Here is an 18,760-nt window from a genome sequence, read left to right on the forward strand (position 1 = left end):
CGTGGAAGACCAGGTCCTCTGGCGGATCATGGCATAGGCACCACCCAGTCCAACAAGTGCAGCGGCGCCGCTCGGACACCGGCCGCTGCGAGCGCGTCCCAGTAGGCGGCGGCGGAGTCGGCGTCCACCGGTCCGCAGACCAGCGGCAGCCCGGGAGTTGTGGCGTGCAGCAGCGACTCCAGTTGGCAGGACGCTATGGCCGCTGGGATCCCCGTACGGGCCACCGGCGGTATCCCCGCCGCCACTACGCGGGTAGCAGGACCACAGTGGAGCAGTCCGCCACCCACGACGAGAATGTCTCCCTCGACGCGCATGCGCGACAGCGCGCGGTCGGTGTCGAAGCAGTGCGGGAAGGAATCGTCCACGACGACGGTGCCCGGCCGCAGCCGGTCGATGTCCAGCGTGCCGGCTCCGCCGCTGGTCGCCGCCACGATGACATCCGCGCGGTACACGGACGCCGGAGCGCGTTCGCGGCCCGCGGACGGCTCTGCGGTGACGATCTCGATCGGTCCGCCGAAGCCACCCGCGGTGATCGTGGCAGCCAGGTCGGTGAGGCGTTCGACGGCGCCGGGCAGGTCGCACAGCACGAGACCTGCGGGCGCCTGATCTGCGCGAGAGAGCAGCAGGTGCAGGAACGATGCGCCGATCGAGCCTACTCCGACGACGGCGAGCACGCTGCCGGACAGGCGACGGCTGCGCGCCGCAACCGCGGCAAGGGTGGTGTGTACGACGGATGCCGCGGTCACGGCATGGCCGGTGGTGACCCGGGTCGTCGACTGTGCCCGTCGAGCTACCGCCGTCCCGTACCCGGTGAGGGCCGGGATCATTCCGGCAAGCGACACGGTGCGAGCACCCAGCGCGGCGGCGAGGTCCGCCGCGCGAGCGCTCTGTTCGGCCAGGCCGTCGCCGGCCAGCTCATCGGCGAACCGGGGCAGGCACACGAATCCCGTACGGCCCAGCGGGGTTTCCGTCGTTTCCAGCAGCCGTGGTCGACCGTCGGGGAAGAGCGCGGCTCGGATGCTGTCCCGATCCAGGTGCGGCAGCTGCGCCCGTACGGAAGGGGGAAGGTTTCCGGCGACGGCCGCGAGGTGCGCCGGTGCCGGAAGGTAGCCGATCAGCGCGGCATCGAGCCGGGATGTGGTTTCCAGCCGGGACCGAAGCTCAGCGGCAAGGCGGTGCAGGGTTTCCGGCGCGGTCCGGCCGCGTAAGGTCAGCCGCATTCCGCTGTCGGTGGGGCGGACCGCGAGGAGCACCTCCGTGCCGGGCGGGACGGTCAGCTCGGCGTCTGCGTCGTCCCAGGAGAGCCGGAGTGTGTCGCCCCGCAGCGGTCCCAACGCCGCGAAGTCGAGGTAGGTGAAGAAGAAGCGCCACCCCTGCGGGGCGGTGTAGGTGCGGTGCTGTGCCTCGTGCACGGCCGTGGCCGTCTCCTGCCAACCGGTCTTGCCCGGTGGGATTGCCACCGCGCTCGCGCATGGCCCGAAGAGCCGACCAAGGTCGGGCAGCGCATGGTCGCGCCCGGTCACCGCGACCCCCACCTGGGCATCGCCCCATACCGCGGAAAGACTGCGACGGTACGCGTCGAGCACCGGCACGAATGGCGTCACCCCGGCCGCGACGGCTCGGTTCTGCAGCTCGCTGGCGGTTGCCGCCGTGAGCGTGAAACCAGTCGCGGCCACTGCTGCCTGCGGAACCCGGTCGTTGGCGACAACTGTCGGAGTCAGCCGGTCCAGCAGCGCCACGTAGTCGCGGAAGGTCGAGCGGAGCGGCGGCAGGGCCTGCACCCCGCGGTCGAAGGTCGTGAGGAGCTCGCGGGCCAGAAGGGCCACGCTGTATCCGTCGCCCACCAGGTGATGGGCGTGCAGGATCAGCACATGTTCCTGCGCGGTGACTCGGAGCAGCCGCAGGCGGACAAGCGGCCAGTGTGCGGGGTCGAAGCGCTGCACGCGTTGCTTGTCCAGCTCTTCGCCGATCGGCCCGGGGGCGGGTTCATAGTCCACCACCAGTCGTCCTGGGGAAGTCAGTTCTCGCTGGGTGGGCGGTCGGGCATCGGGCCGGAATACCGTACGCAGCATGGGGTGCCGCGCCACCAGTGCATCCACGGCACGCTGGAACCGGTCCACGTCGAGCGGACCGCGCAGGCGTGGAGCCGCCAGCCAGGCAGCGGGTGCCCCCAGCGCGTCGGCCAGCAAGTAGCCGCGCTGTCCCGCACTTAGCGCAAACTCGGCTGCCGGCTCGGCAACGCTTTCCTGGACTTCGACCGCCTCATCGATCGCCGCTGCCAGCTTCGCCAGGGTGCGATGCCGATAGACGACAGTGGGCCGGGGCAACGCCGGCAGCCGCGATTCCAGCTCACCGAACATTTCGAGAACGCCGATGGAGTCGCCGCCCAGCGCGAAGAAGTCGTCGTCCCGTCCGACGTGCGGCAGGTCGAACATCCGTTGCCACACCTCGGCCAGCACCCACTCGGTGGGCGTCGACGCACGGTCCGTCTTGCCGGTCACCGTCACGGGCAACGCCGTCACGACCTCGATGCGACTCGGCACCAGATAGGACGGCAACAGACCCGCCAGGTACGCCCGCAGCTCCGCGCCCGTCAGCTCCTGATCGTCCCGCGTCTGGACGACGGCGACCAGGCGCCCACCCGCGCCGCGTACGGTCGCTCGCTCGACGGCCGGATGGCCGCGCAGCACGGCCTCCACCTCGCCGGGCTCGACCCGATGTCCGTGCACCTTCAGCTGATCGTCGATGCGGCCGCGGAACCACAGCACACCCCGTTCGTCGCGGACGGCGCGGTCGCCGCTGCGATACCACCGTTGCCCGGCTCGTTGCACGAAGCCGGCAGCGGTCTGCTCCGGATCGTCCAGGTAGCCGGCGGCGACACCGATCCCACCGATGTACAGCTCACCCACCTGGCCGGCAGCGCACGGCTCGCCGTCCGGGCCGAGCACTGCCACCAGCGCGCCGCCTACCGGGCGCCCGATGGGCACGTGCGTGTCGTCGTCGGCCGGGCGCCGATCGATGATGTGGAAGGTGGCGTTGATCGTGGTTTCGGTGGGGCCGTACAGGTTGGACACTCGTGCGTGCGGACCCACCAGGTCGAACCAGCGCCGGAGGTGCGCCGCGGACAGTTCCTCGCCGCCGACGTGCACCCAGCGCAGCGTGGACAGGTCGGCCTGTCGCTTTTCGGCTGCCCCGAGGAGGCGTTCCCACAGGGTGGGGACCGAGCTCCACACGGTCACCGCGTCGCGCAGGACCCGGCTCAGCAGTTCGGCCGGATCGCGGATGGTGTCCCGATCCCACGCGATGATCGTGGCGCCGGCGAGGAGCGGGGCGAGGATTTGGCGTACCGAGGCGTCGAAGCAGATCGACGCGGTCTGCGCCATCCGGTCGCCCGGCCGGTAGCCGAAGGTGGTGCCGGCCCAGTCGAGATAGTTGCTCAGGGCTCGATGGGAGACCACAACTCCCTTGGGGCGTCCGGTCGAGCCGGAGGTGAAGATGACGTACGCGTCGTCCCCGGGCGTGGTGTCGACCGGCGGTGGCGTCGCGGGCATGCCGTCACTGATGTCGATGAGGGTGCGCCCGCCGAGCTCGTTGGCTTTCGCCTGCGTGCTGGGGTCGACGACGACCACCGGGGCGCCCGCGCGGCTGAGCTGTGCGGTCAGCCGTACGGAAGGGTGCGCGGCGTCCAGTGGCACCCAGGCCGCGCCGGCTTTGAGGATGCCGACGACGCCGATGACCGTGGCGGCTCCTGGCGCGGTGAGGAGACCGATCCTGCGCGCACCGGTGGCAGCGAGTCGGGCGGCCAGCCGGTCGGAAGCCAGGTCGAGCTCGCCATAGGTGAGGGCCGCACCTTCGGTGAGCACCGCGACTGCTTCGGGTGTGCGTCGACATTGGCGGCGGATCCGCTCCGCCACCGGCTCAATGGCCTCGGTTGCCGAACCGGTCAGTTCGGCCAGGTGCTCGGTGGCGAGCCGTTGCACCGTGGTCAGCTCGAACAAGGCGGTGGGGTAGTTCCACGAGAAGTGCAGGGCACCGTGTGCTTCGAAGCAGACCAAGCCGAGTCGGGTAGCGGCCGACGCAGTTCCCGCTGTCGTCGCCACCACCCGGTTGTCCGAGCCTTCCCGGCCGGGGAATCGCGCGAAGCTGAAGCTTGCCGGGCTGGCGGTTCGTGGTCCGGCACCTGCCGCGGCGAGCATCTTCGCCAGGTCCACAGTAGAAACCTGACCGTGCTGCTCGCTGCTCAGCCAGTCCTCCCGCAACCGCTGCGCCAGCCTCAGGGTTGACTCGTCGTCGCCTATCTCCGCGAGCACCGGCAAGGTGTCGGCGAACGGGCCGACCATCCGGTCCACGTCCGGCAGACGCGCCGTACGCCCGGCCCGGGCCACCAACACCGGCACTCGCGACTGTCCGCTCCAGCGCGACAGACAGCGCGCATAGCCGGCGAGAAGCAGCTGAAAGAGTGAGACACCGCCGGCCTGGGCCTGCTCGGTCAGTCGCGCGGTCACGGTCGGATCGACCCGCACCTGATGCACGGCGTACGGCGGTTCGGGCTCGGCCGTGGGGTCGCCGTCGAAGGGCAGGGCCAGGCCGGGATAGCTGGCGAGCCGCTGCTGCCAGTACGCCAGCTGTTCGGCGCCCGGCTCCCGGCGCGCTTCCTCATGCTGGGCGAAGGACGTGGTCGGCGATGCCGGGAGGTCGTGTCCGGCGTAGAGCCGCCACAGTTCGTCGCCGAGAATCGCGAGACTGTAGCCGTCGGCGGCAGCGTGGTGCACCACCACGATCAGGTGGGAATGGCCCGTCGTGGACATGACCAGGAGCACCCGGATCGGTGCCTCCCGACGCAGATCGAAGGGGCGGTTCCGCAGCTCGGCGTCCAGCTCCGCCACCGCATCGCTGGGTGCCGCATCAGCAAGGGAGGTCACGGTGAACCAGTCGGGGCGGCCGGTGCTCGGCGCCGCGCAGCGTTGGCCGCCGTCCTGCACGCGTATCCGCATCATCGGGTGGCGTCGTTCCAGCTCGGCGAATGCGGCAGCCAGCCGGTCCGGGTCGATGGCGCCGGTCAGGGTTTGGCGCACGTACGCGTACGCGGGCACGTCGGGGTAGAGCTGGCCGGTGGTCGCGAAGGCCTGCTGCACGGGGCTGAGCGGGAACACCTGCGGAAGCGCCGCCGGTCCGGCCAACTGCCGGGCGACGGCGCTGATCGTGCGGTGCTCGAAGAACAGCGTGGTGGAGAGGGTACGGTCGAGCCGTGTTTCCAACCGCTTGACGAGGTCCACGGCGGTGAGGGAGTCGAGTCCGAGGGCCAGGAGCGACTCATCGACCCCGATGTCCTCAGGTGCCCTCCGCAACGGCCCGGCCAGGAGTTCCCGCAGCATGGTCTGGATTTCGCTGGAATCCGAGGATGCGGAAGTCCTTGCTTCGCGCGGTCTTGCTGCCTCCGGTGCGTCGACGAGCACCTGCGGTGCCCCCCGCCGGGCAGCTGCCCACAGCACGTCCGGCACCTGGTCCACCGGCAGCCCACCCGTCCGCAGGCCTTGGCTCGCGGCTAACCCGCCACCGCTGAGCACCGGCAGGTTGACCGTGACGAACCGATGTCCCGCGGCCTGCTCCGCGAAGGCGAAGGCATCGAGGTAGGCGTTGGCGGCAACGTACGCGCTGATCGCGCCGGCCAGTCCGGGCCGTGCTGACGAGATGGACGACAGTGCCAGGATCAGCGGCTGCTGCGCACGAACCGCCTCGGTCAACAGATAGGTCCCGCGGACCTTCGCTGACAGCTCCGTCACGATGTCGGTCGGGCTCTTCGCCTGCAGGCTGCCCGGCTGTACGACTCCGGCGGCCTGCACCACCACGTCGAACTGCCGCCCCGTGGTCAACGCGGCAACGTCCTGCGCCACCGCCACGTCGGCCACGTGGTATTCCACTGTTGCGCCCAGCGCCCGTAGCTCGGCGAGTAGCGCCGCCGGTTCCGCCGACCGTCCAGCGAGCAGCAGGTGGGGCCGTCCGCGCCGGGCCAGGTCCCGGGCGATCGCGCGTCCGACCGCCCCGGCTCCGCCGACGAGCAGATACCGGCCGTCCGGCGGAAGCTCTGCGGTGGTGTGTAGCGGTGAGTCGTGCTGGTACTGCTCCGTGAACTGCCGGGTGAGGCGTCGACCGGCACGGACCGCGATGATCTCCGCAGGGCCGGGGTTCGGCGGCTGGGCCCGCTCCCGATCGATCGCCGCCTGCTGCACCTGCGCCGGATCCGCCGACGAAAGATCCACGATGCGTACGCCGAGACCGGGATTCTCCGCCGCCAGTGCCATCGCCAGCCCGACCCACACCGCGTGGGCCGGGTTGAGCCGCTCGGCACTGCTGCCGGTGGCATAGAGGTCCTCGGTGATGACCAGCAACTGACCCGTACGCGCCGCAGCGGTCAGAGTGGCCGCCGCCGCAGCACACGACTCGTCGAGCGCGGCAAGCCCGGCAAGCCGCGGGGTGGCCCGCACGACCGTTACCGCACCGGCTGCGGCGCTGTCCACGTCGGGAGCGGGGATCCAGTGTGCCGTGAAGAGGGTGGCAGGGGTGTCGGTCACCCAGTACCGCCGCCGTTGGAACGGGTAGGTGGGGAGCGCCACCCGTCGAGTGCCGGCGTCCAGCGTCGAACGGTGCAAGGCGGCGCCACGCTGCCACAGGCTGCCGACCGTCGCGAGCAGCTCCGTGGCGTTGCTGCCGGCCTGCCGTACGGTCGCGTCGCGGATCATCGGTGCCAGCGCGGCGCTGGCGCCCACCTCGACGAAGGTGTCGAAGCCGGCCGCCTGCAACCGGTTCATCGCCGCCGCGAACCGCACCGGGCGCACCGCGTGGTCGGCGAGGTAGGCCGCGTCGTAGGCCGCACCCCACTCGCCGCTGACCGTGCTGAGGAGTGGTGTCTCCGCAGGCCGGGGGATCGGGGCGAGGTCTGACAGCGCCGCGGCGACCGGCAGCATCGTGGGCGAGTGGAACGCGTGCGACACGGCAAGTGGTCGGACGTTGATGCCGTGCGCCGTCAGTCGCGCGGCGGCCCGCTCGACGTCTGAGTCCGAACCGGCAAGCACGGTCTGCCGGGCAGCATTGTGGGCCGCCACCACGACCGCGTCGAGGACGGCAGCACCCAGGATCTCGGTGATATCTTCGGCGCTCGCAGCGACCGCGAGCATGGCGCCCGGGGTCGCCAAGGTGGCGGTCAGCCGTCCGCGCGCTGCCGCCAGGCAGACCGCCTCGGCAGCGGTGAACATTCCCGCGTCCGCGGCGGCAGCCAGCTCGCCGACACTGTGTCCGGCCACCGCATCCGCACCAATGCCGTACGCGCGCAGCTGCGCCGCCTGCGCGGTCCCGAACGCGACCACCAACGGCTGCGTGACCTCGGTACGGGCCAGATCCGCGACCGGCACAGTCGGATCGATGCACCACTGCACCAGAGTGCGGCCCGCGATTGCCCCCGCCGCGACCGACACCTCGTCGAGGACTTCCCGGAACCTGGGCGCCGTCTCATACAGGGCTGCGCCTTGCCCCGGCCGTTGCGTTCCCTGCCCACCAAAGAGGAAGGCGACCCGGGGCAGCCGCCCGACCGGATCGTGGGTCCCGGTCTGGCTGAGCGCGTCGAGCTGCTCGATCAGGGTGCCCGCGGTGACGAGCGCAGCCCGGTGCGGACCGTCGTCCCGGTTCGTCGAAGCGGTAGCGCACACGTCCGCCTCGGCGAGCTCGGGATGGTCACGCAGGTGCCCGGCCAGCTCTTGGGCTGCCGCTCGCAGCGCATCCGCCGACCCCGCCGACAAGGTGAGCAAGCGCGGTTCGTGTGTCGACTCACCAGACCGGTCAGTGGGGGTGCTGCGGGTGGTCGGAGCGGACAGGATGGCATGCGCGTTGGTGCCGCCGAAGCCGAAGCTGTTGATACCCGCGACGGGGGAACCGGTCCAGGGCTGCCGTGAGGAGACCACCTCGAAACCGGCGGCGGCCAGGTCAAACCGTGCCGAGGGCGGGTCGTGATGCAGGGACGCGGGGAGCTCGCGGTGCCGGAGAGCCATGATGACCTTGATGAGTCCCGGCAACCCGGCGGCGTGCAAGAGGTGGCCGACGTTGGTCTTCACCGAGCCGAGCAGCCGGTTGCGTCCGTCCGGCAGTGGTGGGAACGCGTAGGCCAACGACTGGGCTTCCACCGGATCACCCACGGCGGTGCCGGTGCCATGTGCCTCCACATAGGAGACATTCGCGGGATCGATGCCGCAGTCCTGGTACGCCTGGGCGATGACGGCGCGCTGCGACAGCGGGTTGGGGGCCAGCAGACTGAGCGAGCGGCCGTCGTTGTTGACCGCGGTTCCGCGTACCACGGCGAGAACGTCGTCAGCTGCGGCATCGGACAGGCGGGTGAGGATCAGCGCCGCGCCGCCTTCCCCGGGGACGAAACCGTCGGCGTCAGCGGAGAAGGCCCGGCAGCGTCCGGTGGGAGACAGTGCTTGAGCGCTGCTCAGCAGCTGTTCACTGGTCGGTGTCAGCTGGAGGTTGACGCCGCCGACCACGGCCACGTCACAGTCGCCCGCTGCCAGGGCTCGACGGGCGAGGTGCAGCGCCACCAGGGCTGAGGAACAGGCGGTGTCCACGGCGAGAGCCGGGCCGTGCAGATCGAGGAGGTGCGCCACGCGGGCAGGCAACAGGCTGCGCATGGTGCCGGTCATTGCGTGCGGTCCTGCCAGCCCGGCCGCGGTCACCAGCTCGGAATATCCGCTCTCGCCCACCGCGGCGAAGACGCCGATGCGCCGACTGTGCCGGCGTGGGCCGGCGTATCCGGCCCGCTCCAGTGCCTCGTGGGCCAGCTCCAGGAAGATGCGGGCGTGCGGGTCGAGCAGCGCCGCCTCACGATCGTCGATGCCGAAGAATTCCGCATCGAAGAGTGCGGGGTCGGCCAGGAAAGCGCCGTGACCGCCGCCGGGCCAACGGGTGACCGAGGTGACGCTGTCCCGACTGTCGACCAGGTTGTGCCAGAACTCCTCGGGGCTGTCCGCGCCGGGAAAGCGGCACGCCATGCCGATGACCGCGAGCTCGCCACCCGTGTCCGCCGCGGCAGGGGAACGGTCCGGTAGCTCGTCAGGCCGAAGCAAGAGCCGGTCCGCCAGCTCGGAAATGGTCGCGCAGTCACGCAATAGGACCGGATCGAGCGTACGCCCCAGCGCGTCCTCCAGCACCGCCAGCACTTCCATCGCAGCCAGCGACGACCCGCCGATCGCCAGGAACCTGTCCGCCGTTCCGATGGTGCCCGGGGGCACCCGAAGCACGTGCGCCCAGGCCTCGCGGACGACCGACTCCATCTCGGACCTGGTGACCGGCGCGGTGCCGACTCGTGTGGGCGGGGCGGGTGCGGGCAAAGACAGCGCTGGCGCGGTATCAGCGGCGAGCCGGTCGCGCAACGCCTGCCGCCGCAGTTTGCCACTGGTGGTACGCGCGAACACGCCGTTCGGCACCACCTGCACCTCGACACCGTCGTATCCGAGCGCCTCCGCGACCCGTGCCCGGACGAGAGTCGTGACGGCCGGGTCGGTGCGGACGGCGGTGGCGGACAGGAAGACGGCGACCCGTTCGTGGCCGGAGGTCTCGTCACTCGCACCGACGACCGCGAGCGGGCCGGTTCCGAGACCCGGGGTGCCTGCGGCGATCTCTTCGAGGTCCGCGGCGTGGAAAGTGCGTCCGTGCACGAACACCACGTCCTTCTCGCGACCGGTGACGCACAGCCGCCCCGCCTGGAGAAAGCCCGTGTCACCGGTGCGCAGCCAGTCGCCGTCCCGCGCCGCCGCGGTGGCCGCGGGGTCGAGGTGGTAACCGCGGGTGACGTTGGCGCCCTGCACCTGGATCGCGCCGCCGAGGCCGTCCTCGACCGGCTGACCAGCGGCGTCCACGATCCGGAGGCGGCAGCCCGGCACCGGGTGCCCGACGTCCATGACCTCGACGGCCTGCGGATGCGTGGCGGGCAGCGCGACACCGCGAGCCAACGCGGCACGGCTCAGCCGGAGGGGTGTGGCGAGCTCGCCTGCCGGGGCAAAGGTCACCGCCACGCTGGCTTCCGCGAGGCCGTACACCGGGCAGAGGGCGCGCGGGTCGAGCCGCGCCTGGGCCAGGTGGTCCGCGAAGGAGCGCCACACCTGGGGGGAGATGGGTTCGGCGCCCACCATCACCAGCCGTACGCTGCTGAGGTCGAGGTCGTCGAGCACTGCCGCCGGCACCCGCCGTACGGTCAAGGCGAGCGCGAAGTTGGCCGCCGACAGCACCGTCGCCTGGTGTTTCTGGGCGGTGCGCAACCAGGTTTCCGGGCGTTTGGCGAACGTGAGCGGGCTGATCCGCACCTGGCGGCAGCGCACATGGGTCGGGACGAGGTGGGTGCCGATCAGGCCCATGTCGTGGAAGTAGGGCATCCAGGTCGCGACGACGTCGGCCGCGGTCAGGGCGCTGGCCTGGGCCGCCTGGTCGAGGTTCGTCACCAGATTGCGGTGGGTCAGCTCGACCCCCTTGGGCGTGCCTGTGCTGCCCGAGGAGAACTGCAACAGAGCCAGGTCGTCCATGCCGACCGGCACCGGCGCGGTGAGCGGCGCCGACCGGCGCAGCGCTGCGGGAGAAAGCGCGTCGGCGCCGTCGCCGGCCAGCGCCGGCCCACTGAGCAGCCGGGAGACTGCGGCCACGCGGCCAGGTTCCGGTGGCAGCGGCACCGGCACGATGCCGGCGCAGACCGCACCCCAGAACAGGGGGAGGAAGTCGGTGCCGTCCTCCGCCACCAGCAGGAGGGGGTCGCCGGTGCGAAGGCCGGCTTCCTGCAGGCCACCGGCGATGCGCAGCGCGTCGGCGTAGAGGTCCGCGTAGCCGACCATACGTTCCGTCCCGGACGCGCCGACGTGGACCACGCCCTGGTCGGGGGATCGGGTCGCGGCCCGGATCAGCACGTCGGTGAGTGTCATGGGAGAACTCCTGGGCGGCCGGGTGCGGGTGACACGACGGTAGCCAACGGCGAAAATCGCAGTACCCTGCGGGGATGACGGTGCCGCATGTGCACGAGCGCTATCCCGCTGTGGTGGAGCGTCTTCCGTTCCGGCGGCTCGGTGCCGCCCCGACGCCGGTCCGCCCGCTGGCCGGCCTGCCTGGCCTGTGGGTCAAGGACGACGGTGGGTACGGCACCCGGTACGGCGGCAACAAGGTGCGCAAGTTGGAGTGGACGCTGGCCGACCTGTTGCGCCGGGGCTGCCGGTCGGTGGTGACTGCAGGCGGCACGGGCAGCCATCACGCGGTCGCGGTCGCCCGGTATGCGACTGCGGCCGGGTTGCGGGTGTCGTTGGTCGCGCTGGAGCAGCCGTACGACGATCATGTGGCCCGGCAGATCGCCGCCGTGCACGAGACCGGGGCGACGGTGCGGCGGGTGCGCAGCGTGCGGGCCGGCTATCTGACGGCGGGCCTGCTGCTGGCCGGGGCGACGGTGTCCGGCGGTCGCCCGGCGCTGCTGCCGGTCGGTGGGTCGAGCCCGCGCGGCTGTCTCGGCTATGTGGAGGCCGCTTTCGAGCTGGCCGCCCAGGTGGAGACCGGTGCGTTGCCGCTGCCCGCGAAGGTGGTCGTGCCGGTGGGGTCCGGCGGGACGGCGGCGGGCTTGGCGCTCGGGCTTGCCCTGGCTGGGTTGACCACCGCGGTGGTGGGCGTCCTGGTCAACGACCAGACCCCGATGGGGGAACCGCAGGTGCGTCGGCTCGCCGAGGCGACGGCACGCCTGCTGCGTCGCAGCGGCGCGGCACTGCCCACTCCCGCTCCGCTCAATCCGCTGACCGTACGCGCGGACTGGCTCGGTCCCGGCTACGGCCACCCGACGGCCGAGTCGACGGCCGCCGCTGCCTGGCTCGCCGAGCATGCGGGGGTGCACACCGAGCCGGTCTACACCGCCAAGGCTGCCGCCGCGCTCCGCGAGATGACCGCCGCCGCGGACGGCCCGGTCCTGTACTGGCACACCGCCGACGACGGACACCGCCCGGAGCCACCCTTGTAGTGATAGCTTTCGATGCATGAATCGTGCCGCCGTGCGCTCCAGCCTGGTCGCCGCTCTGCTCGTCAGCACCGCCGCCGCTGTGCCTGCTTCGGCCGCCGCCGCGCCGGTCAAGAAGCTCCTCGTCATCGGGATGGACGGCCTGAACTGGGACAACGTGGTCGCCGCTGACGCTCCGCAGCTGAAGAGCCTCGCGGCGCAGGGTGCGCTCGGCCGCAGTCTGGTGCAGTGCCCGACACTGGCCGACTCCTCCAGTGGCCCCGGCTGGTCGACCATCGCCACCGGGGTGTGGCCGGACCGCCACGGCGTCCGCAACAACACCTTTGCCGGCAAGCAGTACGACACCCATCCGGACTTCCTGACCCGCCTCGAACAGGCACATCCGGCCCTCGGCACGTACTCGGCCGTCGACTGGGCGCCGCTGCACCAGCAGGGCACCTTCTCTGCCGCCATCGATACCCGGTTCACTCTGGACGGTGACGCCAATGGGTACGCCGGCGAGGACGAGAAGATCACCGCCGAGGCGATCCACCGGCTGAGCAGCGGCGGCCCGGATGCTTCCTTCCTCTATCTCGGCAACACGGACGTGGTGGCACACGCCGTCGGCACCGGCGCCCGCTACCGGGCCGCGATCGAGAAGCAGGACCAGCAGCTCGGCCGGATCCTGTCGGCGGTACGGGCGCGTCCGACGTACGGAAGCGAAGATTGGCTCGTCATGGTCACGACGGACCACGGCCACCGGGTGCCGTTCGGCGGGCACGGCGGCTGCCGCATCGACGAGCGGGGCACCTTCCTGTTGGCGGTCGGCAGTGGGATCGGCGCCGGCACGCGGCCGGCCGACGTCCGTCAGGTCGACCTGGCCGCGACGGCCCTGCAGCATTTCGGGGTCACCGCGGGTATCGACGGCCGGAGCCTGCGGGTCCCTTCCACCGATCCGTTCGACGCGTTGCCGCTGCAGACCCGGGTGGACGAGACGGGCATTCCGGCCACGCTGGCCGGCTGGACCCCGACCGCCCCGGCCGGCTGGTCGGTGGACCGCGCCGCGATGCCGGCGGGCGGCATGACGGAATGGCGCGGCTGGTCCTTCACCACCGACGACTTCTGGAGCCGGACCCAGAGCGGCCAGGACCGGGAGAACGCGGTGCGGGCGCGCGGCGTCTTCGCGGTGGCGGACAGCGACGAGTATGCCGACAAGTCCGGCGGGAACGCCTTCGACTCGACGCTCGTCTCCCCAGCCTACCCGGTGACCGCGGGTGGCACGGTCCGACTGGACTATGTGACCCACTACCGCCAGGAGGGCGCGCAGAAGGCCGACGTGCTGGTCTCCTTCAACGGCGGCACCGATCAGTTGGTGAAGCGCTACACGGCGGATGCCCGGGCGGCGGTCGAGTCGCTGCCGGTCGCCGTGCCCGCCGGGGCCACCAGCATGATCGTCAAGTTCCGCTACTACGACGCGAGTAACAACTGGTATTGGGTCGTGGACGACCTGCGAGTGAGCTGAGCTGCCGTTTTGTAGTATCGCCCGCATGCTGTGGTCGCTGGTCGGGCGCTACCGGGCGGTCCTGATCGATCTGGCCGCGGCCGGGACGTTCCTGGTGGCCGGAAGCTGGCAGTGGCCCGAGTATTCGACGGGCGGGACGATCTACGGGCTGCTCGTCGGGTGCGCGCTGATGTGGCGTCGGACGCACCCGGTCAGCTCGTTCGCGGCCGTCTTGGTGCTCTCCCTCGCCGCTGTGCCGATCGAGATGCACGACTCCTACCTCCGGGTGGAGATCATGGTGTTCGCGGTGGCTTTCTCGATGTACTCGACGGTGGTGCATGCGGCCCGGCTGCGAGCGGGCATCACGGCCGGGCTCCTTAGCCTCGCGGCAACGACCGCGGGCGGTGCGTTTCGCACCTCCGTGGAATTTCCCGATTCCCTGTTCACCCTCGACGACGTCGAGTTCGCGCTGACCAGCAGCGGTAGCATCCTCGCCCTGGTGTGGGCCGTCGCCTCGCTCGCCCGGTCGCGCCGGCTCTACCAGGTGCGGGGTGCGGAGGAGGTCGCCGCCGCCGAGCGGGAGCGCGACCAGCTGGCCCGGATCGCGGTCGCCGAGGAACGGACGCGCCTCGCCCGCGAGCTGCACGACATCGTGGCGCACTCGCTGACGGTGATGATCGTGCACGCCAACGGCGGCGAATACGCGTTGGACCGCGACCCGGAACGGGCCCGGACCGCGCTGCGCACCATCGGCACGACCGGTCGGGAGGCTCTGGTGGAGATCAAACAGCTGGTGGAGCTGCTGCGCCGCGAGGACTCTGACCTCGACCGCGCCCCGGCCGGGCTGGACCAGGTGAGCGCGGTGGTCGAGCGGGCCCGCGGCGCCGGGCTGGCGGTCGAACTGCTCGTCGACGGCACGCCGCCCGAGGTGCCCAGCGGAGTGGCGCTGGCTGTCTACCGGATCGTGCAGGAGGCGCTGACCAACACCCTCAAGCACGCGGGTCCGGCGCCTGAGGCGACCGTCCGGCTGCGCTACCGTCCGGAGGCCATCGAGCTGGACATCAGTGACAACGGCTCCGGAACCACCGTCGCCGTGCCGGGCGGGAACGGGCTGATCGGCATGCGGGAACGGGCCCGCCTGCACGGCGGCTCCTTCGACGCCGGTCCGTTGCTGTCCGGCGGCTGGCGGGTCCGCACCCGGATCCCCCTGACCGCCGGGTCGGTGGCGGCGTGACGCCGATCCGGGTCGTCCTCGTCGACGACCAGCAGCTGGTCCGCGCCGGTTTCCGCATGGTGCTGGACTTCCAGGAAGACATCACCGTGGTTGGCGAAGCGGGCGACGGCGCGGAGGCGCTGCGCCTGCTGCACACCACCGACGCCGACGTGGTGGTGATGGACCTGCGCATGCCGGTCTTGGACGGCGTGGCGGCGACCCGGCAGATTTGCGCCGCGGGCCCGACCCCACGGGTGCTGGTATTGACCACCTTCGACACCGATGAGGAAGCCTTCGCCGCGTTGCAGGCCGGGGCCAGCGGTTTCCTGCTGAAAAGCGTGCCGCCGGAGGACCTGCTGGCCGCCATCCGCGTGGTAGCCAGCGGCGAGGCGGTGGTGGCGCCGCGGATCACCCAGCGACTGTTGGACCGTTTCGCCGGGCGGTTCGTGCCGGACCGATCGTCGGTGCTCAAGCTGAGCGCGCTGACCGAGCGCGAGCAGGAGGTGCTGCTGCTGATGGCCCGGGGCCAGTCGAACGCGGAGATCGGGACCGCGTTGCGGGTGGCCGAAGCGACGGTGAAGACGCACGTGGGGCGGATCCTCCACAAGCTCAACCTGCGCGACCGGGTGCAAGCGGTGGTGTACGCGTACGAGTCGGGCGTGGTGCGGCCGGGCGGCGATACCTGAGGTGGACCTCGCCGGTCGGGAGCGACCTGCGGCGTACGCGACGGGTCCCACCGCACGCGGACGCGCCGGAGCCGCGCGATCCCTAGCGTCGTGATCGTCCTCGATCATGACCTGCGGGAGTCCCGATGCCTGTGCCCCTCACCCCCTCCAGCGACCGTCCGGCCGTCGAAGCCGTCGGGCTGCGCATGGCGTACGGCGCCGGCGACGCCACCGTTGCCGCCCTGGACGGGGTGGACCTGACCCTGTCGGCGGGTATGTTCCACGCCGTCATGGGGCCGTCCGGCTCCGGCAAGTCGACCCTGCTGCATTGCCTGGCCGGGCTGGACCGGCCGACCGGCGGCACGGTCCGGATCGGTGGCATCGACCTGACCACGCTCGACGACCGGCGGCTGACCCTGCTCCGCCGCCAGCACGTCGGCTTCGTGTTCCAGAGGTTCAACCTGCTGCCGATGCTCAGCGCAGCCGAGAACATCGCGCTGCCGCTGACGATCGCCGGAAGCCGGCCGGACCAGGCCTGGTTCGACCGGGTGGTGGCGGCCGTGGGGCTGCGGGACCGACTGACCCATCGGCCGTCCGAGCTGTCCGGGGGCCAGCAGCAGCGGGTTGCGGTGGCTCGGGCGTTGATCACCAGGCCGCTCGTGGTGTTCGCCGATGAGCCGACCGGCAACCTCGACTCGCGGTCCGGCGCGGAGGTGCTGGGCCTGCTGCGCGACGCGGTGACCGATCTCGGGCAGACCGTCGTCATGGTGACCCACGACCCGCAGGCCGCGGCGCGCGCCGACCAGGTGATCTTCCTGCGCGACGGCCGGTACGCCCGCACGCTGCGCCGACCCACCGCGGACGCGGTGCTGGAAGCGATGACCCGGGTGACGGTGTCGGCATGATCTCGCTGACCCTGCGCTCGCTGCACGCCAACCTTTCCCGCTTGCTGCTGACCTCGCTGTCGATTGTGCTTGGCGTGGCCTTCCTCGCCGGCACCCTCATGTTCACCGACGGCCTGTCCCGGGCCATGACCGCCCAGGTGAGCGCGCAGTTCCGCAACCTCGACGTCGAGGTCACCGGCTTCCCTGATGCCGGCGACCGGGTGGACAAGGTCCGCAAGGTGTCCGGCGTCCGGGCCGCCGAAGGTACGGCGACCGTGACCTCGTTCGGCATCGTCGGCAAGGACGGTAAGCAGGTGCCCGGTGTCCATCGGGCCGACAGCATCCCGGCCGACCCGGCGTTGCAGCCGCTGAGCGCGACCGAGGGCCGGCTGCCCCAGGCCGCCGGCGAGCTCGTCCTGGACGCCGATACCGCCCGCCGGGAGTCGTTCCGGGTGGGCGACGAGATCCGCATGGGTGGTGGCACAGCAGCGGCTCGGCCGTACCGGCTGGTGGGGTTGGTCTCGGCGAGCAAGGCCGCAGTCGAGGCCCGCGGCGCCGTCGCCGGTCTGGTGCTCAGCGATGTGCTGACGCTGGCCGATCAAGACCGGCCGGACCGGGTCGTGGTCTCCGCCGATGACGGCGTTACCCACGCCGAACTGGCCGATCGGATCCGCGCCGCGGTCGACGGCGACGTGCAGACCCAGGAAGCGCTGATCAGGACGGCCCAGGAAGCCGCGCTGGGGGATGCCGGGACATTTCGGGCCATCCTGGTGGGCTTCAGCGTGATCGTCGTAGGTGTCGCCGCGTTCGTCATCGCGAATACGTTCACCATCATGCTGGCGCAGCGCACCCGGGAGACGGCGCTGCTGCGGTTGATCGGCGCGACCCGGCTGCAGATTTACCGCTCCCTGCTGACCGAGGCCGCGGTCGTTGGTCTGGCCGGATCGCTGGCCGGCGTCGTGACCGGCGTCGGTCTCGCGTACGGCCTACGGGCGGCGTTCGCGGCGTCAGGCGCGGGCCTGACTGGCGACCTCGTCGTCACGCCCACCACCGTGGCGATCGCGTTCGCCGTCGGTACGGGCGTGACCGTGCTAGCGGCGCTGATGCCTGCCCGCCGGGGTACGGCCGTGGCGCCGGTGGCAGCACTGTCCGACTCCGAGGTGCAGGACGCTCGCCGGACGGGTCGGGTGCGACGTGGCTTCGGCGTGGTCACCATGGCCGGCGGCGCCGGGGCGCTGATCGCCGCGGTGACCGCCCGCCAGGTCGAATTGGTCGCTGCGGGTGCGGTGCTGGCCGTCGTCGGGTTTGTGCTGCTCAGCCCGGTCCTGGTCCCGGTTCTGGTCCGACTGCTCGGCTGGCCCGCCGCACGGATGGGCGGCGCGACCGTGTCCCTCGCCCTACGCAACGCCGTCCGCAATCCGCGCCGGATCGCCGCCACCACCAACGCCCTGGTGATCGGCGTGACCCTGGTCGCGTCGGTCACGATGATCATCGAGAGTGCCAAGGCGCCGGCCGAGCGGAAAGCCGCCGAGCGGTTCGGTGCGCATTTCCTGGCGGTGGACGGCACCGGCTCGACACTGCCGACCGGGTTGGCCGCGGCGCTCCGCGAGCAGCCCGAACTGGGCGCGCTCTCCCCGGTGTTCACCGCGATCGACACGAGCAGCGATCTCAGTGTTCAGGTGGGGTATCCGGCAATTCTGGAACGCGGGTATCCGGACTACGAAGGGTCGTTCTCCGCCCTTGCTCCCGGCACCGCGGTGGTGACCCGGGAATCGGGCGTCGCCCCCGGCGGCACCATCACGGTGGGCGGGCGGCCGTTCGCCGTGGTGGCCTCGGTGCCGCGCGTTCGCGACGACGCGGACTATCGGCTGGACCGGACAGTGTGGCTGGCCCCGGCGGATTTTCAAACGCTCTTCAGCAAGCGGGATCCGTGGCTGTCCGAGGTGCAGGCCGATCCGGCGCCGGGCGTTTCCGCTGCCGCTGCCCGGGCCGCATTCGATCGGGTCGCCCGCGACTTCCCCACGGTGACCGTGTACGACCGCGCGGGATACACAGCCCATCTCAATGCCCGGCTAGACCAGGGTCTCATCATGGTCACTGCGCTGCTGGCTCTGGCCGTGCTCGTAGCGCTGATCGGCGTCGCCAACACGCTGACGCTGTCGGTGGTGGAGCGGACCCGGGAGAACACGCTGCTGCGCGCAATCGGCATCACCCGCCGTCAGCTGCGTGGCACCCTCGCCGTCGAGTCGCTGGTTCTTGCACTGACCGGCACCGTCGTGGGCATTGTCGCGAGTATTGCGATCACCAAGTCGGGCCTGGCGTCCGTCGCGAGCTCCGGCGCCGGACTGCCGCTCGTGCTGCCGTGGGACCGACTCGGTGTGCTCCTAGGCGTGGCTGTGGTCGCCGCGTTCGCCGCATCCGTGTTGCCGGCTCGGCGGGCTGCACGCCGGCCGATCGCCGCGAATCTGGCCGCGGAGTGATTCAGTGGGCTCGATG

The 18,760-nt window shown here is 71.3% G+C and carries 7 protein-coding genes; 6 read left to right on the forward strand and 1 reads right to left on the reverse strand.

Translation table 11 applies throughout. The features are described 5' to 3' along the window. Nucleotides 1–26: 26 nt before the first annotated feature. On the reverse strand, nucleotides 27–10,955 hold the full coding sequence (locus ACIA1L_RS25535) for an amino acid adenylation domain-containing protein (protein WP_396075444.1): 10,929 nt from the start codon (nucleotides 10,953–10,955) through the stop codon (nucleotides 27–29). A gap of 74 nt (nucleotides 10,956–11,029) precedes the next feature. On the opposite strand from ACIA1L_RS25535, the gene ACIA1L_RS25540 reads away from it, so the two are divergent. The 6 genes from ACIA1L_RS25540 (at nucleotide 11,030) to ACIA1L_RS25565 (ending at nucleotide 18,744) form a co-directional block, all read left to right on the forward strand. Next, the gene (locus ACIA1L_RS25540) at nucleotides 11,030–12,025 is read left to right on the forward strand and encodes a 1-aminocyclopropane-1-carboxylate deaminase/D-cysteine desulfhydrase (protein ID WP_396075445.1); all 996 of its coding nucleotides are present in this window, start codon (nucleotides 11,030–11,032) and stop codon (nucleotides 12,023–12,025) included. A gap of 16 nt (nucleotides 12,026–12,041) precedes the next feature. Further along, a complete protein-coding gene (locus ACIA1L_RS25545) occupies nucleotides 12,042–13,523 on the forward strand; it encodes an alkaline phosphatase family protein (protein ID WP_396075446.1) in 1,482 nt (493 codons plus the stop codon). Nucleotides 13,524–13,548: 25 nt separating this feature from the next. Further along, entirely contained in the window at nucleotides 13,549–14,736 is a 1,188-nt protein-coding gene (locus tag ACIA1L_RS25550) for a sensor histidine kinase (protein ID WP_396075447.1), read from the forward strand. Continuing rightward, the gene (locus ACIA1L_RS25555) at nucleotides 14,733–15,401 is read left to right on the forward strand and encodes a response regulator (protein ID WP_396075448.1); all 669 of its coding nucleotides are present in this window, start codon (nucleotides 14,733–14,735) and stop codon (nucleotides 15,399–15,401) included. The genes ACIA1L_RS25550 and ACIA1L_RS25555 overlap by 4 nt, the downstream gene beginning before the upstream one ends. Before the next feature lie 125 nt (nucleotides 15,402–15,526). Further along, complete coding sequence (locus tag ACIA1L_RS25560) at nucleotides 15,527–16,285, forward strand: ABC transporter ATP-binding protein (protein WP_396075449.1); 759 nt, start codon at nucleotides 15,527–15,529, stop codon at nucleotides 16,283–16,285. Further along, complete coding sequence (locus ACIA1L_RS25565; RefSeq protein WP_396075450.1) at nucleotides 16,282–18,744, forward strand: ABC transporter permease; 2,463 nt, start codon at nucleotides 16,282–16,284, stop codon at nucleotides 18,742–18,744. The genes ACIA1L_RS25560 and ACIA1L_RS25565 overlap by 4 nt, the downstream gene beginning before the upstream one ends. Nucleotides 18,745–18,760 lie beyond the last annotated feature (16 nt).

This window comes from Actinoplanes sp. NPDC051859, from assembly GCF_044452725.1.
GTDB lineage: Bacteria > Actinomycetota > Actinomycetes > Mycobacteriales > Micromonosporaceae > Actinoplanes.